16 protein-coding genes and 7 tRNA genes are annotated in these 19,595 nt (G+C 52.6%); 2 read left to right on the top strand and 21 right to left on the bottom strand.

Annotated elements, in window-relative coordinates; translation table 11 throughout:
- The 3 genes from holA to leuS are packed head-to-tail and all read right to left on the bottom strand — an operon-like array spanning window position 1 to window position 4,228.
- Entirely contained in the window at window positions 1-1,032 is a 1,032-nt protein-coding gene (holA, locus tag OGV74_RS18940) for a DNA polymerase III subunit delta (protein ID WP_003022740.1), read from the bottom strand.
- The gene (lptE, locus tag OGV74_RS18935) at window positions 1,032-1,631 is read right to left on the bottom strand and encodes an LPS assembly lipoprotein LptE (protein WP_071696180.1); all 600 of its coding nucleotides are present in this window, start codon (window positions 1,629-1,631) and stop codon (window positions 1,032-1,034) included. The genes holA and lptE overlap by 1 nt, the downstream gene beginning before the upstream one ends.
- A 14-nt stretch (window positions 1,632-1,645) precedes the next feature.
- Window positions 1,646-4,228, bottom strand: coding sequence for a leucine--tRNA ligase (gene leuS, locus OGV74_RS18930; protein ID WP_048998184.1), 2,583 nt, complete (start codon window positions 4,226-4,228; stop codon window positions 1,646-1,648).
- A gap of 235 nt (window positions 4,229-4,463) precedes the next feature.
- Between leuS and OGV74_RS18925 the strand changes: the two genes are divergently transcribed.
- The gene (locus OGV74_RS18925; protein WP_003022748.1) at window positions 4,464-4,946 is read left to right on the top strand and encodes a zinc ribbon-containing protein; all 483 of its coding nucleotides are present in this window, start codon (window positions 4,464-4,466) and stop codon (window positions 4,944-4,946) included.
- 96 nt (window positions 4,947-5,042) lie between these two features.
- On the opposite strand, the gene rihA is transcribed toward OGV74_RS18925, so the two are convergent.
- The 10 genes from rihA to miaB form a co-directional block, all read right to left on the bottom strand.
- Entirely contained in the window at window positions 5,043-5,978 is a 936-nt protein-coding gene (rihA, locus tag OGV74_RS18920) for a pyrimidine-specific ribonucleoside hydrolase RihA (protein WP_086503823.1), read from the bottom strand.
- Between the two features lie 116 nt (window positions 5,979-6,094).
- Window positions 6,095-6,820, bottom strand: a complete 726-nt coding sequence (gltL, locus tag OGV74_RS18915) for a glutamate/aspartate ABC transporter ATP-binding protein GltL (protein WP_086503824.1) — start codon at window positions 6,818-6,820, stop codon at window positions 6,095-6,097.
- Window positions 6,820-7,494: a glutamate/aspartate ABC transporter permease GltK gene (gene gltK / locus OGV74_RS18910; RefSeq protein WP_003022757.1), complete on the bottom strand. Its 675-nt coding sequence runs from the start codon at window positions 7,492-7,494 to the stop codon at window positions 6,820-6,822. The genes gltL and gltK overlap by 1 nt, the downstream gene beginning before the upstream one ends.
- Window positions 7,494-8,234, bottom strand: a complete 741-nt coding sequence (gene gltJ / locus OGV74_RS18905) for a glutamate/aspartate ABC transporter permease GltJ (RefSeq protein ID WP_016152241.1) — start codon at window positions 8,232-8,234, stop codon at window positions 7,494-7,496. The genes gltK and gltJ overlap by 1 nt, the downstream gene beginning before the upstream one ends.
- A gap of 159 nt (window positions 8,235-8,393) precedes the next feature.
- The gene (gene gltI / locus OGV74_RS18900) at window positions 8,394-9,302 is read right to left on the bottom strand and encodes a glutamate/aspartate ABC transporter substrate-binding protein GltI (RefSeq protein WP_003022762.1); all 909 of its coding nucleotides are present in this window, start codon (window positions 9,300-9,302) and stop codon (window positions 8,394-8,396) included.
- 356 nt (window positions 9,303-9,658) lie between these two features.
- Window positions 9,659-11,197 (bottom strand): apolipoprotein N-acyltransferase, encoded by a 1,539-nt coding sequence (gene lnt, locus OGV74_RS18895; protein ID WP_057063299.1) that lies wholly within the window; start codon window positions 11,195-11,197, stop codon window positions 9,659-9,661.
- A 24-nt stretch (window positions 11,198-11,221) separates the two neighbouring features.
- Entirely contained in the window at window positions 11,222-12,100 is an 879-nt protein-coding gene (gene corC / locus OGV74_RS18890) for a CNNM family magnesium/cobalt transport protein CorC (protein WP_003022770.1), read from the bottom strand.
- A 158-nt stretch (window positions 12,101-12,258) separates the two neighbouring features.
- A complete protein-coding gene (gene ybeY / locus OGV74_RS18885) occupies window positions 12,259-12,732 on the bottom strand; it encodes an rRNA maturation RNase YbeY (protein ID WP_003022773.1) in 474 nt (157 codons plus the stop codon).
- Complete coding sequence (locus tag OGV74_RS18880) at window positions 12,729-13,775, bottom strand: PhoH family protein (RefSeq protein ID WP_199880164.1); 1,047 nt, start codon at window positions 13,773-13,775, stop codon at window positions 12,729-12,731. Before OGV74_RS18880 ends, ybeY begins: the two co-directional genes overlap by 4 nt.
- 206 nt (window positions 13,776-13,981) lie before the next feature.
- Window positions 13,982-15,412, bottom strand: coding sequence for a tRNA (N6-isopentenyl adenosine(37)-C2)-methylthiotransferase MiaB (miaB, locus tag OGV74_RS18875; RefSeq protein ID WP_048219325.1), 1,431 nt, complete (start codon window positions 15,410-15,412; stop codon window positions 13,982-13,984).
- A 145-nt stretch (window positions 15,413-15,557) separates the two neighbouring features.
- Here miaB and ubiF point away from each other — a divergent pair, with 145 nt between their 5' ends.
- Window positions 15,558-16,733, top strand: a complete 1,176-nt coding sequence (gene ubiF, locus OGV74_RS18870; RefSeq protein ID WP_086503826.1) for a 3-demethoxyubiquinol 3-hydroxylase — start codon at window positions 15,558-15,560, stop codon at window positions 16,731-16,733.
- 120 nt (window positions 16,734-16,853) lie between these two features.
- Here ubiF and OGV74_RS18865 read toward each other — a convergent pair.
- The 8 genes from OGV74_RS18865 to asnB all read right to left on the bottom strand — a co-directional run bounded on the left by OGV74_RS18865 (window position 16,854) and on the right by asnB (window position 19,450).
- Window positions 16,854-16,928: transfer RNA gene (locus OGV74_RS18865), tRNA-Gln, on the bottom strand.
- Window positions 16,929-16,964: 36 nt separating this feature from the next.
- Window positions 16,965-17,039 (bottom strand) — tRNA-Gln (locus tag OGV74_RS18860).
- Between the two features lie 43 nt (window positions 17,040-17,082).
- Window positions 17,083-17,159 (bottom strand) — tRNA-Met (locus OGV74_RS18855).
- Window positions 17,160-17,180: 21 nt separating this feature from the next.
- A tRNA-Gln gene (locus tag OGV74_RS18850) sits at window positions 17,181-17,255 on the bottom strand.
- A 37-nt stretch (window positions 17,256-17,292) separates the two neighbouring features.
- A tRNA-Gln gene (locus tag OGV74_RS18845) sits at window positions 17,293-17,367 on the bottom strand.
- Between the two features lie 23 nt (window positions 17,368-17,390).
- Window positions 17,391-17,475, bottom strand: a tRNA-Leu gene (locus OGV74_RS18840).
- A 9-nt stretch (window positions 17,476-17,484) separates the two neighbouring features.
- Window positions 17,485-17,561, bottom strand: a tRNA-Met gene (locus OGV74_RS18835).
- A gap of 224 nt (window positions 17,562-17,785) precedes the next feature.
- Window positions 17,786-19,450: an asparagine synthase B gene (gene asnB / locus OGV74_RS18830; protein WP_003835552.1), complete on the bottom strand. Its 1,665-nt coding sequence runs from the start codon at window positions 19,448-19,450 to the stop codon at window positions 17,786-17,788.
- Window positions 19,451-19,595 lie beyond the last annotated feature (145 nt).

Genomic DNA, 19,595 nt, shown 5'->3' with positions numbered 1-19,595 from the left:
TCAACCATCAATAAAAACATCGGCCAGTGATTTATGGCAGAGCAAAAGGGACAGTCCCTCAAGTTCCGCCCACACTGACTGACCATAGTCTTGTTTAAGCGTAATTTCCGTACGCGTTAACAGCGTTACCGCCTGACGCAGCTGCGCCGGGTTCAGCCGGTTTAGCGCATCACCCATCATGCCTCGGCGATTTTGCCACACCCGGTGTTTATCAAACAACGTGCGCAAGGGGGTATTCGCCGACTGCCGTTTTAGGTTGACCAGCAACAGCAATTCACGCTGTATCGTACGCAGCAAAATAACCGGCTCACTGCCTTCCAGACGTAGCTGTTGCAGAATGTGCAGCGCGCGTTTGCTTTTGCCCATCAGCAGCGCATCCACCCAGTGGAACGGGGTAAAGTGCGCCGCATCGTTAACGGCTTTTTCTACGCGAGGCAGCGTTAGTTTGCCATCAGGCCAAAGCAATGCTAACCGTTCCAGCGCTTGCGCCAGTGCTAACAGGTTACCTTCATAGCAATAGCACAACAGCTGATTGGCTGCGTCATCCAGTTGCAGGTTATTGAGTTTAGCCCTCGCGGCGACCCAACGTGGGAGCTGTGCTTGCTCCGGCGTCTGGCAGCTGACCTGCACCGCATTATTGGCAAGTCCGGTATACCATGCGGCGTTTTCCTGCGCTTTAGTCAGCTTGTTACCACGAACAATCAGTAGCAGGTCGTTATGTAGCAGTGTGACGAGTGAAGCGAGCTGTTCGTTAATGGCGGCATTGGGGCCATTTTCAGGCAGTTGCAGGAGCAGGGTTTGACGGTTGGCAAACAGGCTCATCGCCTGGCAGAGTGAAAAAATCTCTCCCCAGTCGGTGCTGTTGTCTAGAGTGAAGGCGTGGTGTTCTTCGAACCCTTGTGTGGCAGCAGCCTGACGGATGGCATCCTGGCTTTCCTGCAATAAGAGGGGATCGTTACCTAAGAGCAAATACGCCGCGCGCAGCCCCTCATTGAGCTGTGCGCGGAGTTGTTCAGGGTACAACTTGAGCATCAGTTACCCAGCGTGGTGGAGACACGCGCCGGAGATGACGCAGGCTCTGCGGCTTTTGTCGCAGCTGGCTTAGCATCATCATCAGCATTGGATGACAGAGTATCAGCCAGATGTACGCTTGGCAGCTTACGAATTAACAGTTCAGCCGCTTTGTCATACATCTCTTTTACGATCATCTCCTGCTCGTTATCCTTCGCCAGTGCAGCCTGTGGGTTGTCAAAGAACGAACGATAAACTTTTGCGCTGATAGGGTAAATATCATGTCCTGGAATCAGCACGGTAGCGCTTACGGACATCACCATCTGGTATTCAGCCGTTTGACCGTTCTGGAATACCGACGCCGTATCCTGCGAAATGCTGACCGCGCCAAGACGTAAAGACGTCACATCTTTACGCATTGTACCGTCTTCAAGCAGCGTCACACCGTTCAGACGCAGCTGGTTACGGACCGCACGGCTTAACGGGCCGTTCGGATCGCCAGAGTTCAGGATCATGGTTTTCATTGAGGGTGGAACCTGCGTAGTACTACGCAGATGCCAGCCACACCCGGCGGTGACAAGCACCGCCAGAGATAACAACAATGTTGTCAGAAGTCGCACGCTTCCTCCCGCGCTTAGCCAACGACCAGATTGAGGAGTTTACCCGGTACATAAATCACTTTACGTACGGTAACGCCATCAAGATATTTTGCCACCAGATGCTCCTGGCCAGCACGTTCACGAACCTGTTCTTCTGTCGCATTTACCGGAACGGTAATTTTGCCACGGACTTTACCGTTCACCTGAACAACAACCAACGTCGAGTCTTCAACCATTGCGGCTTCGTCAGCTACCGGCCACGGTGCGTTGTCGATATCGCCTTCACCTTTCAGCGCCTGCCACATCGTGAAGCAAACGTGTGGGGTGAACGGGTTCAGCATGCGAACGACGGCCAGTAACGCTTCCTGCATCAGGGCTCTGTCTTGTTCGTCTTCCTGCGGTGCTTTCGCCAGCTTGTTCATCAACTCCATAATCGCCGCAATTGCGGTGTTAAAGGTCTGACGACGACCGATATCATCGGTCACTTTAGCAATGGTTTTGTGCACGTCGCGACGCAGCGCTTTTTGGTCTTCGCTCAACACATCAACGTTCAGTTCAGCTACATCACCTTTGGAGGTATGTTCGTAAACCAGCTTCCAGACACGTTTCAGGAAGCGGTTCGCCCCTTCAACGCCGGACTCTTGCCATTCCAGCGTCATATCAGCCGGAGAAGCGAACATCATGAACAGACGTACGGTGTCGGCGCCGTAACGTTCAACCATAACCTGCGGGTCGATACCGTTATTTTTCGACTTGGACATTTTGCTCATGCCGGTATACACCAGTTCATGGCCTTCTGCGTCCTGAGCTTTGACGATACGACCTTTCTCGTCGCGCTCAACGATGGCATCAACCGGAGAAACCCAGTTACGCTCACCGTTTGCACCAACGTAATAGAACGCATCGGCCAGCACCATACCCTGGCACAGCAGCTGTTTAGCCGGTTCGTCAGAGTTGACCATACCCGCATCGCGCATCAGCTTGTGGAAGAAGCGGAAGTAGAGCAGGTGCATGATGGCGTGTTCAATACCACCAATGTAGATATCAACCGGAAGCCAGTAGTTTGCAGCTTCTGGATCCAGCATCCCTTCGTTGTACTGCGGGCAGGTGTAGCGCGCGTAGTACCAGGAGGATTCCATAAAAGTATCGAAAGTGTCGGTTTCGCGCAGTGCAGGCATGCCGTTAACGGTGGTTTTTGCCCACTCCGGATCGGCTTTGATTGGGCTGGTAATACCATCCATAACCACGTCTTCCGGCAGAATAACCGGCAACTGGTCTTCTGGCGTCGGCAGTACGGTACCGTCTTCCAATGTCACCATCGGAATCGGCGCGCCCCAGTAACGCTGACGGGAAACACCCCAGTCACGCAGACGGTAGTTTACTTTACGCTCACCCACGCCAAGAGCCACCAGCTTGTCAGCAATGGCATTGAAGGCTGCTTCGAAGTCGAGGCCGTCAAACTCACCGGAGTTAAACAGCACCCCTTTTTCGGTCAGAGCTTGTTCGGACAGATCCGGCTCTGCGCCTTCAGCGGTCAGAATTACTGGCTTGATGGTCAGGCCATATTTAGTCGCAAACTCGTAATCGCGTTGATCGTGGCCCGGAACGGCCATGACTGCGCCCGTACCGTATTCCATCAGGACGAAGTTTGCTGCCCAAACTGGGATCTCTTCGCCAGTCAGCGGGTGAACGGCTTTAAAGCCCGTGTCGACGCCTTTCTTCTCCATGGTTGCCATTTCGGCTTCAGCAACCTTGGTGTTGCGGCATTCGTCAATGAAGGCGGCCAGTTCCGGGTTATTTGCAGCGGCTTTCTGCGCCAGCGGGTGACCTGCGGCAACGGCCAGATAGGTCGCACCCATAAAGGTGTCCGGGCGGGTTGTGTAAACGGTCAGCGTGTTGTCGTAATCGTTCACATCGAAGGTGATTTCTACGCCTTCAGAACGGCCAATCCAGTTGCGCTGCATCGTTTTCACGGTGTCAGGCCAGTGATCCAGGTTATCCAGGTCACGCAGCAGTTCGTCAGCGTAAGCGGTGATTTTGATGAACCACTGCGGGATCTCTTTACGCTCGACTTTGGTATCACAACGCCAGCAGCATCCGTCGATAACCTGTTCGTTCGCCAGTACGGTCTGGTCATTCGGGCACCAGTTGACAGCAGACGTTTTCTTGTACACCAGGCCTTTTTTGTATAGCTCGGTGAAGAATTTCTGTTCCCAACGGTAATATTCCGGGGTGCAGGTCGCCAGCTCACGGCTCCAGTCGTAACCGAAACCCAGCATTTTGAGCTGGTTTTTCATGTATGCGATGTTGTCGTACGTCCACGGTGCTGGTGCGGTGTTGTTTTTAACCGCAGCCCCTTCTGCTGGCAGACCGAACGCATCCCAGCCAATTGGCTGCAGTACGTTTTTGCCCAGCATGCGCTGGTAGCGGGCGATCACGTCACCGATGGTGTAGTTACGTACGTGGCCCATGTGTAGTCGACCAGAAGGATAGGGAAGCATAGACAGGCAGTAATACTTCTCTTTGCTCTCGTCTTCGGTAACTTCAAATGTGCGCTTCTCATCCCAGTGAAGCTGTACTTTGGATTCTATCTCTTCCGGGCGGTATTGCTCTTGCATGGCAGCCAGTGGTCCTGTTTTCAATACAGCTACAAACGTAGCTCTAGATGTGGTGTTTCAGATCCGCATAGCATAGCCCAAACGCCCGCGCCAAAACAGCCTTTCGCGCATTCAGCGTTGAATTCCCGCAAGGATAATTCTTGCACGAATTTACACACTCTGTGGACAGTCTTGCAAAGCGTAGCGTAAATAACGTCTATTATTATAGACAGTTAACGACCCAGGAGGCGAAGCGATGAACAAGGTTGCTCAATATTACCGTGAACTGGTAGCTTCACTGAGCGAACGTCTGCGTAATGGCGAACGCGATATCGATGCGTTGGTGGAGCAGGCGCGTCAACGAGTTATGCAGACCGGGGAGTTAACGCGAACCGAGGTGGAAGAGCTCACTCGGGCCGTCAGACGTGACCTGGAAGAGTTTGCTCTGAGCTATGAAGAAAGTCTCGATGAGGAGACAGACAGCGTCTTTATGCGGGTTATCAAGGAGAGTATCTGGCAGGAACTGGCCGATATTACCGATAAAACGCAGCTCGAATGGCGCGAAGTATTCCAGGACCTCAGTCATCACGGTGTTTATCACAGCGGCGAGGTGGTCGGATTAGGTAATCTGGTCTGCGAGAAGTGCCACTTCCATTTAGCGGTTTACACCCCGGATGTGCTGCCGCTGTGTCCGAAATGCGGACACGATCAGTTTCAGCGCCGACCGTTTGAACCGTAATTGCTTATTGCCGGATGGCGACGCAAAGCGTCTTATCCGGCCTACAAATTGCACGATTTTGTAGGCCGGCTAAGCGTTAGTGCCATCCGGCGTGTGTTAGGCGTAAAACTTCAGCCGTTCTGCCAGCAAATCGACAAATCCCTGGCGATCAACATCCACCATCACGGTGGCGTTTGGCTTATTGCCGCTCAGGAAGTAGTAGTCCACCACCGTCATTCCTTGGGTATATTTACCCTGAGTTTCCACGCCAACCCAGCGTTCAACGGTGGTAAACAGTTCAGGTTTCAGCAGCCAGGCAATGGTGCATGGGTCATGCAGCGGTGCACCGATGAATCCCCATTTTTCATCTTTGTGATATTCAAAGAAGAAATCGAGTAGTTCAGCAACGATCGTCGAAACAGGATTGCCGATAGCGCGGAACTGCTCGGTATCTTCACGATGTATTTGTGCTTTATGCGTGACGTCCAGCCCGGCCATCACCACCGGAATACCCGACTGGAATACGATCTCCGCGGCTTCGGGATCCACAAAGATGTTGAACTCGGCGGCGGGTGTCCAGTTTCCGAGGCCCATTGCACCACCCATAATCACGATACGGTCGATTTTGGCGTGCAGTTCAGGATGGCTATTCAGTAGCAATGCCACGTTAGTTTGCGGCCCGGTGGAGACAATCGTCATCGGTTCCGGGCTTTCACGCAGGGTTTTCGCCATCAGTTCCACAGCGGTACAGTCTTGTGGCGCAAAAGTGGGTTCCGGCAGCGCCGGACCATCCAGCCCACTCTCTCCATGGACGTTATCGGCGATAATCAGATCGCGCATCAGTGGTTTCATAGCGCCACCGGCGACGGGAATATCCGTACGCTTGAGCAACGTCAGCATGCGCAATACGTTACGCAGCGTTTTGTCGGGAGTCTGATTCCCGGCTGACGAGGTTATCGCTTTCACATCCAGTTCAGGTGAGGCGAGGGCGAGAACAATTGCGATAGCGTCATCATGACCTGGATCGCAATCAAACAGGATCGGAAGTGCCATTGTTGCTCCTTGTAAGTGGGACTTTGTGACATGGTTAACGCTGGGCTGTATGTGTTTCGAGAGGCGAAGGAATAAAGCGTGAGGTGGCGCGCACATGGAGATGCGCGCCAGCAAGATTAGTGCAGGATTTTCGCGAGGAAGTCTTTGGCGCGGTCCGATTTCGGATTAGCGAAGAACTCTTCTTTCGGTGAGTCTTCAACAATTTTCCCTTCATCCATGAAGATCACCCGGCTCGCCACTTTACGCGCAAAGCCCATTTCGTGGGTTACCACCATCATGGTCATCCCTTCATTGGCCAGTTCAACCATAACGTCCAGTACTTCGTTGATCATTTCAGGATCAAGCGCCGATGTCGGTTCGTCAAACAGCATGGCGATAGGATCCATACATAGTGCCCGGGCGATAGCGACACGCTGTTGCTGGCCCCCGGAGAGTTGGGCCGGGAACTTCTCGGCATGTGCTGACAGACCAACGCGTTCCAGTAACTTTTGCGCTTTGTCGCGGGCCGGCTTTTTATCGCGCTTAAGCACTTTTACCTGCGCCAAAGTAAGGTTCTCAATGATTGACAGATGCGGGAACAGTTCAAAGTGCTGGAACACCATACCAACACGAGAGCGCAGTTTGGCCAGATCGGTTTTTTTATCATTCACCACGGTACCATCAACGGTGATGACGCCCTGTTGCACTGGCTCCAGCCCGTTCACCGTTTTGATAAGCGTTGATTTACCTGAACCTGACGGGCCGCAAACCACCACCACTTCACCTTTTTTCACTTCCGTGGAGCAGTCGGTCAGCACCTGAAAGTGACCATACCATTTAGAAACATTTTTCAGGGTAATCATTAAACTGTCCTTTTCTTCAAATAGCTGACCAACAACGATGCGCTCAGACTGAATACAAAATAAACGGCACCAGCAAACAGGATCATTTCAACCTGTGTGCCGTCACGCTCGCCAATGGTGGAGGCGGTACGGAAGAAGTCTGCCAGACTCAATACATAGACCAGCGAGGTATCCTGGAATAGTACGATGCCCTGGGTCAGCAGCAGTGGTACCATCGCGCGGAAGGCCTGTGGCAGAATGATCAGCTTCATCGACTGCCAGTGTGTCATCCCCAGCGCCAGCGCGGCGCTGGATTGCCCACGAGAAATACTCTGGATACCGGCACGGATAATCTCGGAATAGTACGCAGCTTCAAACATCGAAAACGCGACCATCGCTGAGATCAGGCGAATATCGGTTTTAGGCGACAGACCCAGTACGTTTTGCAAAAAGCCGGGCACAATCAGGTAGAACCACAGCAGCACCATGACCAGCGGAATAGAACGAAATACGTTGACGTAGCCTTTCGCAAACCAGGCAATCGGCGCGAAGCTGGACAGACGCATTACTGCAAGGATGGTTCCCCAGACAATACCAATGACGACTGCCGTAACGGTGATTTTCAGGGTGATGATCAGCCCGTCCAGCAGATACGGCAGGGAAGGGACGATAGAACTCCAGTCAAATTCGTACATTATTTGCCTCCCAAATTGCCAGGCAGGCGGATTTTGCGTTCGACGAGATTCATCACCAGCATGATGACGGCGTTAATCAGGACGTAGGCCAGCGTGATGGCGGTGAACGATTCCCATGCGTGGGCGGAGTAATCCAGTAGTTTTCCCGCCTGCGCCGCCATATCCACCAGGCCGATGGTGGAGGCGATCGCGGAGTTCTTCACCAGGTTCATCATCTCTGAGGTCATTGGCGGAACAATCACGCGGTATGCGTTTGGCAGCAGCACATAGCGGTAGGCCTGCGGCAAAGTCAGCCCCATCGCCAGCGCGGCGTTTTTCTGCCCGCGAGGCAGGGACTGAATCGCAGCGCGAACCTGCTCACAGACGCGCGCGGCGGTAAACAGTCCCAGACAAAGCATGGATGAGAGGAAGAACTGAATGTTGGGATCCAGTTCCGACTTGAACCACATGCCAATGTTTTCCGGCAGCAGTTCAGGAATGACCAGATACCAGGTAAAGAACTGAACGATGAGCGGAACGTTACGAAACAGCTCAACGTATAGCGTGCCGATCCCGGAAAGGAAACGATTTGGGACGGTACGTAAGATGCCGAATAACGAACCTATGAGGAAAGCGATAACCCAGGCGGTGATAGATAACGCGACCGTGACCTGGAAACCACTCCAGAGCCAGCCGAGATAGGTGGTGTTGCCGAACGGGGCCTGTTGTAAAAAAATACCCCAGTTCCAGTCTATAGACATAAATCTACTCCAGAAAAAAAAGGGTAGCAGCGCTACCCTCGAAGATTGTTATTCGGCGTTTTGCGGTTTTCAGGCCTGATGGGGAACGACCATCAGGCTTATAGTCTGTCCGTGCCGAGTAACAATCGAGAGGGAGGGGAAGCCTCCCATTTATTTTAGTTAGTTAAGCGCTTTATCATTTGGTTCTTTGAACAGGGCTTTCATCTCGTCTGACAGTTCGAAATTCATGTTCAGGTTCTTCGGTGGAATTGGATTTTTAAACCACTTATCAAACCATTTCTCAGCTTCGCCTGAGGTCTGCGCCTTGGCGATAGTGTCGTCCATCAGCTTTTTGAACTCAGGGTCATCTTTACGCAGCATGCAGCCGTAGGCTTCCTGAGATTGTGGCTTGCCAACGATCTCCCAGTTGTCTGGTTTCTTCGCTTTCGCGCGTTCGCCAGCCAGCAGGGCGTCATCCATCATAAAGGCAACGGCGCGACCGCTTTCCAGAGTACGGAAAGAGTCACCATGGTCTTTCGCGCTGATGATGCGCATATCCATTTTTTGTTCTTCGTTCAGCTTGTGCAGCAGCACTTCTGATGTGGTACCTGAAGTCACGACCACGGCTTTGCCTTTCAGGTCAGCGAAATCTTTGACGTCGCCGCCTTTTTTCGCCAGCAGACGGGTACCGACAACGAAAATGGTGTCAGAGAAGGCTGCTTGTTTCTGGCGCTCGACGTTGTTGGTGGTGGATCCACATTCAAAGTCGAAGGTGCCGTTTTGCAGCAGCGGGATACGGTTTTGTGAAGTAATCGGGATCAGTTTTACCTGCAGATCGGGCTTGTTCAGCTTTTTCTTCACCGCTTCAACGATCGCGTTGGAGTAATCCTGTGAATAACCGACCACTTTTTGCTGATTATCGTAGTAAGAAAACGGTACCGATGATTCACGGTGACCGACAACGATCACGCCATTTTTGGCGATCTTATCCAGCGTGCTGCCTGCCGCGGGTGCTGCGTCTTCTGCGTGCGCCAGACCGGCGGACATTCCCATGACCAGCATGGCAGTGGCGAGCTTACGTAATTGCATATCCAACTCCTTTATCGTCTGCGCCAGGGACGCATTGATACCCATTGTGATGTTGTTATTGTTTGCTACTAAAACGTGCAGTCTTGTATGTGTTTGTTAACATTTAGTTTGGATGAATGTAAAGAATTTGCTGTGTTATTGTTTATTTTTGCGAAGTGCGCCGCACCATTTGGGGGCAAAAATATCTTGTTGCACTTTTCAGGTGCTACCGGCGCTCAACTTTGGTGCGACCAGGTTGCACATTCAGCCAAAACTGCGTTTGCCTTGTAGAACAAAGCAATAGACGTGCCAGAATGGGATGTGGGAAATGTTTGTGGGCCGGATAAGCGAGGCGTTATCCGGCCGGGGAAGGAAGGTTACTTACGACGTTGACGCAGGCTCATGACCACCGCACCAAAGCCAAACAGTGCAGTCAGCAGCCAGAGCGGCCAGTTACCGGTACGGGCATAAGGGGTCAGGCCCGTGGTTGGCGTCACGCTGGTGGTCAGAACCTGACGGGTAAACTGCGGGATCATCGCCTGAATCTCACCCTGAGGACCAATCACCGCCGTAATACCATTGTTGGTGCTACGCAGCAGGGGGCGCGCCAGCTCAAGGGAACGCATCCGCGCCATCTGGAAGTGCTGCCACGGGCCAATGGACTTACCAAACCAGGCATCGTTGGAGATAGTCAGCAGGTAGTCCGTATCCGGACGGAAGTTATCCCGAACCTGTTCGCCAAGAATGATTTCGTAGCAAATGGCAGCGGTCAGCTTAAAGCCGTGTGCATGCAACTGTGGCTGTACGTACGGGCCACGGCTGAACGAAGACATTGGCAGGTCAAAGAACGGCGCTAACGGTCGCAGGATTGATTCCAGCGGGACAAACTCGCCAAACGGTACCAGATGGTTTTTGTTGTAGCGGTTGCTGGAGTCGTAGCTGTATGGACTGTCTTTACCCAGTGTGATGATGGTGTTGTAGGTGTCGTAACGATTCTGCTTGTTCAGACGCGCGTCCACGATACCGGTAATTAGTGTGCTGTTTTTCGATTTCAGCAGGTCATCCATCATGCTCAGAAAACGCTGTTGGTTAATTTCCAGATCCGGAATAGCAGATTCTGGCCAGATGATTAGCTGTGATTTGCCCATCTCGGGTTGGGTGGCGTCGAGATAAATCTTCAGGGTGTTGAGTAACTGACCTTCATCCCATTTAAGCGACTGCGGAATGTCGCCCTGCACCATCGAGACCTGGGTGGTTTTTTCCGGCTCAAGCGTGTACCACTGGATATAGCGCAGTGGAAAAGGCAGAGCAAAGAGCACGAGTGCGACAACCAGCGGCTTCCAGTTACGTCTCACCAGCGCCAGCGCCAACAGGCCGCTAACCATCATCAGCAGGAAGTTAATCGCCTCAACGCCCATTACCGGCGCCAGCCCCTTTAACGGACCGTCGATCTGGCTATAACCGAACTGCAACCACGGGAAGCCGGTCAGTACCCAACCGCGCAGGAATTCCGTGATTTGCCAGACTACCGGCGCGGCAATTGCCACCCGTAGCCAGGTGGTTTTCGGCCACAAGCGCGCCAACACGCCGGCAAACAGACCGGTGTAGAGGGAAAGGTATGCGGCAAGCAGAACCACGAGGAAAATGTTAACCGGGCCGGGCATACCGCCAAACTGCGCGATACTGACGTAAACCCAGTTGATGCCTGAGCCAAACAGTCCCAGTCCCCAGAAGTAGCCGATAGCGGCAGACTGGAGCGGACGGCGGTTGAAGGTGAGAGCCTGCAGGCCCATCAGCGAAACAATCGCAGCGGGCCAGATGTCATACGGTGAGAAAGCCAGTGTCCCGCAGGCACCGAATAATAACGCCAGCAGCAGGCGAATGCGCTGGCGTTCAATTAATGGGGCAAATGCCATGTAGTCTTAGATCCAGTTTCGGGTTTATTCGTCCAGTTTTGGCTGGGGTGAGTCGTCCGGAATTCTGACATGAACCTGAATAATACGGCGGCTGTCGGCCATTGCCACTTTAAACTGGTAACCATCAATGTCGATAGTTTCCCCACGCGCGGGCAGATGACCAAAGGCCTGCATGACCAGCCCGCCAATGGTATCGACTTCTTCGTCGCTAAAGTGGGTCCCAAAAGCTTCGTTGAAGTCTTCAATCGGCGCCAGCGCGCGAATAGTCCAGGTGTGGCGACTGAGCTGACGGAAATCAATATCGTCTTCTTCGTCGTACTCATCTTCAATTTCACCGACAATCAGTTCAAGGATGTCCTCAATGGTCACCAGACCTGAGACACCGCCAAACTCGTCGATGACGATAGCCATATGATAACGCTGGGAGCGGAACTCTTTCAGCATGCGGTCAACCCGCTTGCTTTCAGGTACGACAACCGCCTGGCGTAACACTTTCTCCATGCTGAAGGCTTCGGCATCGCTGCGCATAAACGGCAGCAAATCTTTGGCCATCAGAATCCCTTCAATGTGATCCTTGTCTTCGCTAATCACCGGGAAACGCGAGTGAGCAGACTCGATAATGACATCGAGACATTCGTCCAGGGTCTGGTTGCGTTTCAGGGTAATCATCTGGGAGCGAGGGATCATGATGTCGCGCACGCGTTGGTCCGCAATATCCATTACCCCTTCGAGCATATCACGCGTATCTTCATCGATAAGGTCGTTTTGCCCGGAATCACGGATCAGCTCCAACAGTTCGTCGCGGTTTTTCGGTTCACCGTGGAAAAGTTGGCTCAGTAACAGGGAAAAAAATCCCTTTTTGCTGTTTAAGGTGTCACTACTGTGTGAATTGTCGTCGCTCATGGCGTCGTATGGGTTCTCATGTTAGTTAATACAAAGCGCGTCATGCGTATACTCAGCTGTTGACGGCATGTTTTGCCTGATGGCGCTACGCTTATCAGGCCTACGAAAGGCATGAATGTAGGCCGGATAAGGCGCAAGCGCCGCCATCCGGCAAGCTACTATTCTGCAATCTTCTCGGCAATGTACGGATCCTCATAGCCCAGAGCAAGCATAATCTCTGTTTCGAGGGATTCCATTTCTTCCGCTTCATCGTCTTCGATATGGTCGTAGCCGAGTAAATGCAAGCTTCCGTGCACCACCATGTGCGCCCAGTGGGCCTCAAGCGGCTTACCTTGTTCCTGCGCTTCTTTCTCGACGACCTGACGGCAGATGATCAAATCACCCAGCAGCGGCATCTCAATGCCCGGCGGGGCTTCAAACGGGAAAGAGAGCACGTTGGTGGATTTATCTTTCCCGCGATAGGTCAGGTTGAGCTCATGGCTTTCCGCGTCATCGACCAGACGAATGGTTACTTCAGACTCTTCCTGAAACTGCGGGATCACCGCATCCAGCCACCCCTGAAACTGGCTTTCTGTGGGTAAACCGGATTCGTCTTCACATGCCAGCTGTAAATCGAGAATAACCTGACTCATTTTTGTTCCTGCTCCTGAGCTTCGCGCTTGCGTTCTGCAGTCTGCTCGGCTTTACGTTTCTGTTCTGCTTCTTCCCAGGCTTCATACGCCGTGACGATACGAGCCACCACCGGATGGCGAACCACGTCTTCGCTATGGAAGAAATTAAAACTAATCTCGTCGACCTCAGCCAGCACTTCAATGGCATGACGCAGACCGGACTTGGTGCTACGTGGCAGGTCAATCTGGGTGATATCGCCGGTGATAACCGCTTTGGAGTTAAAGCCGATACGGGTCAGAAACATTTTCATCTGTTCGATGGTGGTGTTCTGGCTCTCATCAAGAATGATGAACGCATCGTTTAACGTACGGCCACGCATATAGGCCAGCGGCGCAACTTCAATGACGTTACGTTCAATCAGCTTTTCAACCTTCTCAAAACCGAGCATTTCGAACAGCGCGTCATACAGCGGTCGTAAATAGGGATCGACTTTCTGGCTGAGATCACCCGGCAGGAATCCCAGTTTTTCGCCCGCTTCCACTGCCGGACGGGTCAGCAGAATACGACGGATCTCCTGACGCTCAAGCGCATCAACCGCAGCGGCAACGGCGAGATACGTTTTACCCGTACCCGCAGGGCCAACGCCAAAGGTGATGTCGTGGTCGAGGATATTTGCAATGTACTGTGCCTGGTTCGGCGTACGCGGCTTAATTACTCCGCGCTTGGTCTTGATGTTCACCGCTTTGCCAAATTCAGGCACGCTGTCTGCGCTTTGCTCAAGCACACGCGCTTCTTTGATCGCCAGATGAATTTGTTCAGGCTCGATGTCCTGCGTCTGACCGCGCATTGGGGCGGTATCGACGTACAGACTACGTAAAATATCTGCCGCAGCGGTGACGCAAATTGGGCGGCCGGTCAGTTTAAAGTGGTTATCACGGCGGTTAATTTCGATGCCGAGGCGACGTTCCAGCTGTTTGATGTTGTCATCAAATGGGCCGCAAAGGCTCAACAGGCGGGCGTTGTCTGCGGGTTCAAGGGTGATTTCGCGAGTGTCTATGTTCAAACTGTTCCTCTTATGCATGTCTCGCCGGACGCTGAACATTTACCGGCATCTAAGGAAATTATTCACGCCATGGGGGAAAGGCGCAAGCATTGCAATAAATATGGGGATGCCAGGGCTGATTACAAGGCCCGTCGGGACAGCGAGCCCAGAAGTGTAGGCCCGATAAGTGTAGCGGTATCGGGCCTTTTTTACGTCTTTCAGCAGGATTAAGGCTGATAAATACCAACACCCAGATCGTTTTCTTTGCGGGTACGCGCAATGACCGATTCAGGGGATTCTGCGATGCGCAGGCCCATTTCGTCTTCGGTACGCACCACTTTGCCGCGCAGGGAATTCGTCCAGACATCGGTAATTTCAACATCCACAAACTTACCGACCATATCCGGGGTACCTTCAAAGTTCACCACGCGGTTATTTTCGGTACGCCCTGACAGTTCCATAATGCTCTTACGCGATGTGCCTTCAACCAGGATGCGCTGGATCGTACCAACCATACGACGGCTCCAGGCCATAGCTTGCTGGTTGATACGCTCCTGTAGAATGTACAGACGCTGTTTCTTCTCTTCTTCTGGTACGTCATCAACCATATCGGCGGCAGGGGTGCCAGGACGCGCAGAGAAGATAAAGCTGTAGCTCATGTCAAAATTGACGTCAGCGATCAGCTTCATGGTCTGCTCGAAATCCTGCGTGGTTTCACCTGGGAAGCCAACGATGAAGTCGGAGCTAATCTGGATATCCGGACGCGCAGCGCGCAGTTTGCGGATAATCGCTTTGTATTCCAGCGCCGTGTGGGTACGTCCCATCAGGTTCAGTACGCGGTCTGAGCCGCTCTGTACCGGCAGGTGCAGGAAGCTCACCAGCTCTGGCGTATCGCGATAAACTTCAACGATATCATCGGTGAATTCGATCGGATGGCTGGTGGTGAAGCGGATACGATCAATGCCGTCGATCGCTGCTACCAGACGCAGCAGATCGGCAAAGGATCCGATCGTGCCGTCGTAGTTTTCACCACGCCAGGCGTTCACGTTTTGCCCCAGCAGGTTCACTTCACGCACGCCTTGGGCTGCCAACTGGGCGATTTCAAACAGAATATCATCCGCCGGACGGCTGACTTCCTCACCGCGGGTGTAGGGAACCACGCAGTAAGTACAATATTTATTACAACCTTCCATGATGGACACAAACGCGCTTGGACCTTCAGCACGCGGTTCCGGCAGGCGGTCGAACTTTTCGATCTCCGGGAAACTGATATCAACCACCGGGCTACGGGTCGTGCTTCCACGCACTTTGTTGATCATTTCCGGCAGGCGATGCAGCGTTTGCGGCCCAAAAATAATATCGACGTAATGCGCGCGCTGGCGAATATGATCGCCTTCCTGAGACGCAACACAGCCACCGACCCCAATGATGAGCTTGGGATTTTTCTCTTTTAACAGTTTCCAGCGGCCCAGTTGATGGAACACTTTTTCCTGAGCCTTCTCACGGATTGAGCAGGTATTCAGCAGCAGCACATCCGCTTCTTCCGCCACGTCAGTCAGTTGATACCCATGAGTGGCATCCAGCAGATCGGCCATCTTCGATGAATCGTATTCGTTCATCTGACAGCCCCAGGTTTTAATATGGAGTTTTTTGGTCATCGACTTGCTCTTGCGAAATTGTGGCTGAAATGCAGGGCGCATAGTGTACTGCTTTGGCGCGGTTGTGACCAGTATGACGGATGTCAGCCTCAAGGGGTAAAAAATCCTGTAAACTTACACAATACATGTAACTGGAAAATTGACCATGACAAATCAACCAACGGAAATTGCCATTGTCGGCGGGGGGATGGTCGGCGGCGCGCTGGCGCTGGGACTGGCGCAGCATGGATTTTCGGTAACGGTGATTGAACATGCCGCTCCTGCGCCGTTTGTTGCTGGCGGACAGCCTGATGTCAGAATTTCGGCCATTAGCTCCGCCTCCGTGTCGTTGCTGAAAGGGCTGGGCGTCTGGGATACGGTTCAGGGAATGCGTAGCCATCCTTACCGTCGTCTGGAAACGTGGGAATGGGAAAATGCCCATGTGATGTTTAATGCCGCCGAGCTTAAGCTGCCTCTGTTGGGCTATATGGTGGAGAACACGGTCCTGCAACAGGCGCTCTGGCAGGCGCTGGAAGTTCACCCTAAAGTTACGCTGCGCGTGCCGGCGTCGCTTCTCTCTTTGCATCAACATCACGATCGGCATGAACTTGAACTGGCAGACGGTGAAAAAATCAGCGCGAAGCTGGTTATCGGCGCGGATGGTGCCAATTCTCAGGTGCGGAAAATGGCCGGGATTGGCATTCATGCCTGGCAGTATGCGCAGTCCTGTATGTTGATTACCGTGCAATGCGAGCATTCGCCGGGAGACAGCACCTGGCAGCAATTTACCCCTGACGGTCCGCGCGCGTTTTTACCGTTGTTCGATAACTGGGCCTCGCTGGTGTGGTACGACTCACCAGCTCGCATCCGCCAATTGCAAGCGCTAAATATGCCGCAACTGCAGGCGGAGATCGCTAAACATTTCCCTTCACGACTCGGTAACGTTACGCCTGTGGCGGCGGGGGCATTCCCACTTACGCGTCGTCATGCGCTGCAGTATGTGCAACCGGGGCTAGCGCTGGTAGGTGATGCCGCGCATACCATTCACCCACTGGCGGGGCAGGGCGTTAATCTGGGTTTTCGTGATGTCGATGCGTTGATTGATGTGCTGGTGAATGCGCGTAGCTACGGTGAATCCTGGGCCAGTCAGCCGGTGCTCAAGCGTTATCAGAATCGCCGTATGACTGACAATTTCATCATGCAAAGCGGTATGGATCTGTTCTACGCCGGATTCAGCAATAACCTGCAGCCGCTGCGCATCATGCGTAATCTCGGGCTCATGGCCGCAGAGCGCGCTGGCGTAATGAAACGTCAGGCACTGAAGTATGCGTTAGGGTTGTAGCTCGAGTGGTGCCTGATGGCGCTACGCTTATCAGGCCTACAAGTCATGTAGGCTTGGTAAGTCTTGCCATCACCCGACGTTAGAAAAGCAAAAAGCTCGCCGAAGCGAGCTTTTTTAATATGGCTGGGGTACGAGGATTCGAACCTCGGAATGCTGGTATCAGAAACCAGAGCCTTACCGCTTGGCGATACCCCAACGGGTGCACCCACAAAGTGGACGACTTTTTGAAATTGGCTGGGGTACGAGGATTCGAACCTCGGAATGCTGGTATCAGAAACCAGAGCCTTACCGCTTGGCGATACCCCAACAATTTTTTGGATTTACCGAACGAGTCGATACGTCCTTAATATGGTGGCTACGACGGGATTCGAACCTGTGACCCCATCATTATGAGTGATGTGCTCTAACCAGCTGAGCTACGTAGCCAGATACTATCATATTCTTCGATGGCTGGGGTACCTGGATTCGAACCAGGGAATGCCGGTATCAAAAACCGGTGCCTTACCGCTTGGCGATACCCCAATGACCGTTGCGGTGAACCGCTATATCGAAGAAAAAATGGCTGGGGTACCTGGATTCGAACCAGGGAATGCCGGTATCAAAAACCGGTGCCTTACCGCTTGGCGATACCCCATCCGTGCAACGCTTACGGGTGAATGGTGCGGGAGGCGAGACTTGAACTCGCACACCTTGCGGCGCCAGAACCTAAATCTGGTGCGTCTACCAATTTCGCCACTCCCGCAAAAAAAGATGGTGGCTACGACGGGATTCGAACCTGTGACCCCATCATTATGAGTGATGTGCTCTAACCAGCTGAGCTACGTAGCCATCTTTTTTTTCGCGTAACCTTATCGGCGTTGCGGGGCGCATTATGCGTATTGAGCCTTGAAGCGTCAACCCCTTTTTCATTGAAAATAGCTGGAATGTGACTGTTTGGTTAGGTTGCGAACAGCATGACGCAATATTCGGCAATTATTAGTTATTAATTGTTTTTTTGCACAGAAAACAGACATAAAAAAAGAGCCCCGCAGGGCCCTTTTATAAGGATTAACTTATTTATAAGCGGACTGGTGTACGCCAACCGCACGACCAGACGGATCGTTCATGGTTTTAAACGCTTCATCCCATTCGATCGCTTTAGCGGAAGAACAGGCTACAGACGGTCCGCCAGGTACGCATTCCGCAGCGCTCGCAACCGGGAACAACTCTTCGAAAATCTCACGGTACAAATACGCTTCTTTAGATGATGGCGTGTTGTATGGGAAACGGAAGCTGGCGGTTTCCAGTTGTTGGTCAGAAACTTGTTCAGCAGCGACTTCTTTCAGTGTATCAATCCAGCTGTAACCGACACCGTCAGAGAACTGCTCTTTCTGACGCCATGCGACGCTTGCTGGCAGGTAGGACTCAAAACATTCGCGCAGAACGTGTTTTTCCATTTTGCCGTTGCCGCACATTTTGTCCTGCGGGTTGATGCGCATCGCCACATCAAGGAATTTCTTATCCAGAAACGGCACGCGTGCCTCCACGCCCCAGGCTGACATCGCTTTGTTGGCACGGGCGCAGTCGAACATATGCAGTGCCTGCAGCTTGCGCACGGTTTCTTCGTGCAGTTCTTTTGCATCTGGCGCTTTGTGGAAATAGAGATAACCGCCAAATACTTCGTCCGAACCTTCGCCCGACAGCACCATTTTAATGCCCATCGCTTTAATTTTACGCGACATTAAGTACATTGGCGTCGAGGCGCGAATCGTCGTGACATCGTAAGTTTCGATGTGATAAATCACGTCGCGGATCGCATCCAGACCCTCCTGCACGGTGAAGTGGATCTCGTGGTGCACGGTACCCAAATGGTTCGCCACCTCTTGTGCAGCTTTCAGATCAGGAGCGCCTTCTAGGCCGACGGCGAAGGAGTGCAGCTGTGGCCACCAGGCTTCGCTACGTTCCTGATCTTCAACACGGCGTGCCGCGTATTTTTTAGTGATCGCGGAAATGACGGATGAATCCAGACCGCCGGACAGCAGTACTCCATAAGGAACATCTGACATCAGGTGGCTTTTCACCGCATCTTCCAGCGCCTGGCGCAGCTCGTTTTTATCGGTGACGTTGTCTTTGACTGCATCGTATTCAAACCAGTCGCGCTGGTAGTACTGACGAATTTCACCGTCTTTACTCCACAAATAACTACCGGCCGGGAATTCTTTGATTGTGCGGCAGACAGGAACCAGCGCTTTCATTTCAGACGCAACATAGAAGTTACCGTGTTCGTCGTAACCCATATACAGCGGGATGATCCCAATATGATCGCGACCGATCAGATAAGCGTCCTGCTCGCTGTCGTACAGGGCAAAAGCAAACATGCCTTGCAGATCATCCAGAAACTCTGGGCCTTTTTCCTGATACAGCGCGAGGATAACTTCGCAGTCGGAACCGGTCTGGAACTGATAGCGATCGCCGTACTCAGCGCGCAGCGCCTGGTGGTTATAAATTTCACCGTTAACCGCCAGGATATGCGTTTTCTTCACGTTGTACAGCGGCTGAGCACCGGCGTTGACGTCGACGATGGACAGACGTTCGTGTGCCAGAATGGCGTTATCACTGGCGTAAATACCCGACCAGTCCGGGCCGCGATGGCGCATCAGACGAGACAATTCCAGGGCTTTTTTACGCAGTTCAACTGCGTCAGTTTTAATATCGAATACGCCAAAAATAGAACACATAACCTTCTCCGTTAACCTGTTGCGTGATGCTTTTTATGTTTGCTTGATAAAGAAAATGCCGCAAAGCGGGAGAGGGCGCAAGCGAATTGCGGGTCAGAAAATAAAAAATGCAATGGTCATTGTGGATTGGTGAAAAAAGATTACA

The sequence above is a fragment of the Citrobacter sp. Cf116 genome, assembly GCF_030336505.1.
Classification (GTDB): domain Bacteria; phylum Pseudomonadota; class Gammaproteobacteria; order Enterobacterales; family Enterobacteriaceae; genus Citrobacter; species Citrobacter freundii.
The sequence above is the reverse complement of the archived record's forward strand: the minus strand, read 5'-3'. Positions and strand labels throughout refer to the sequence as shown.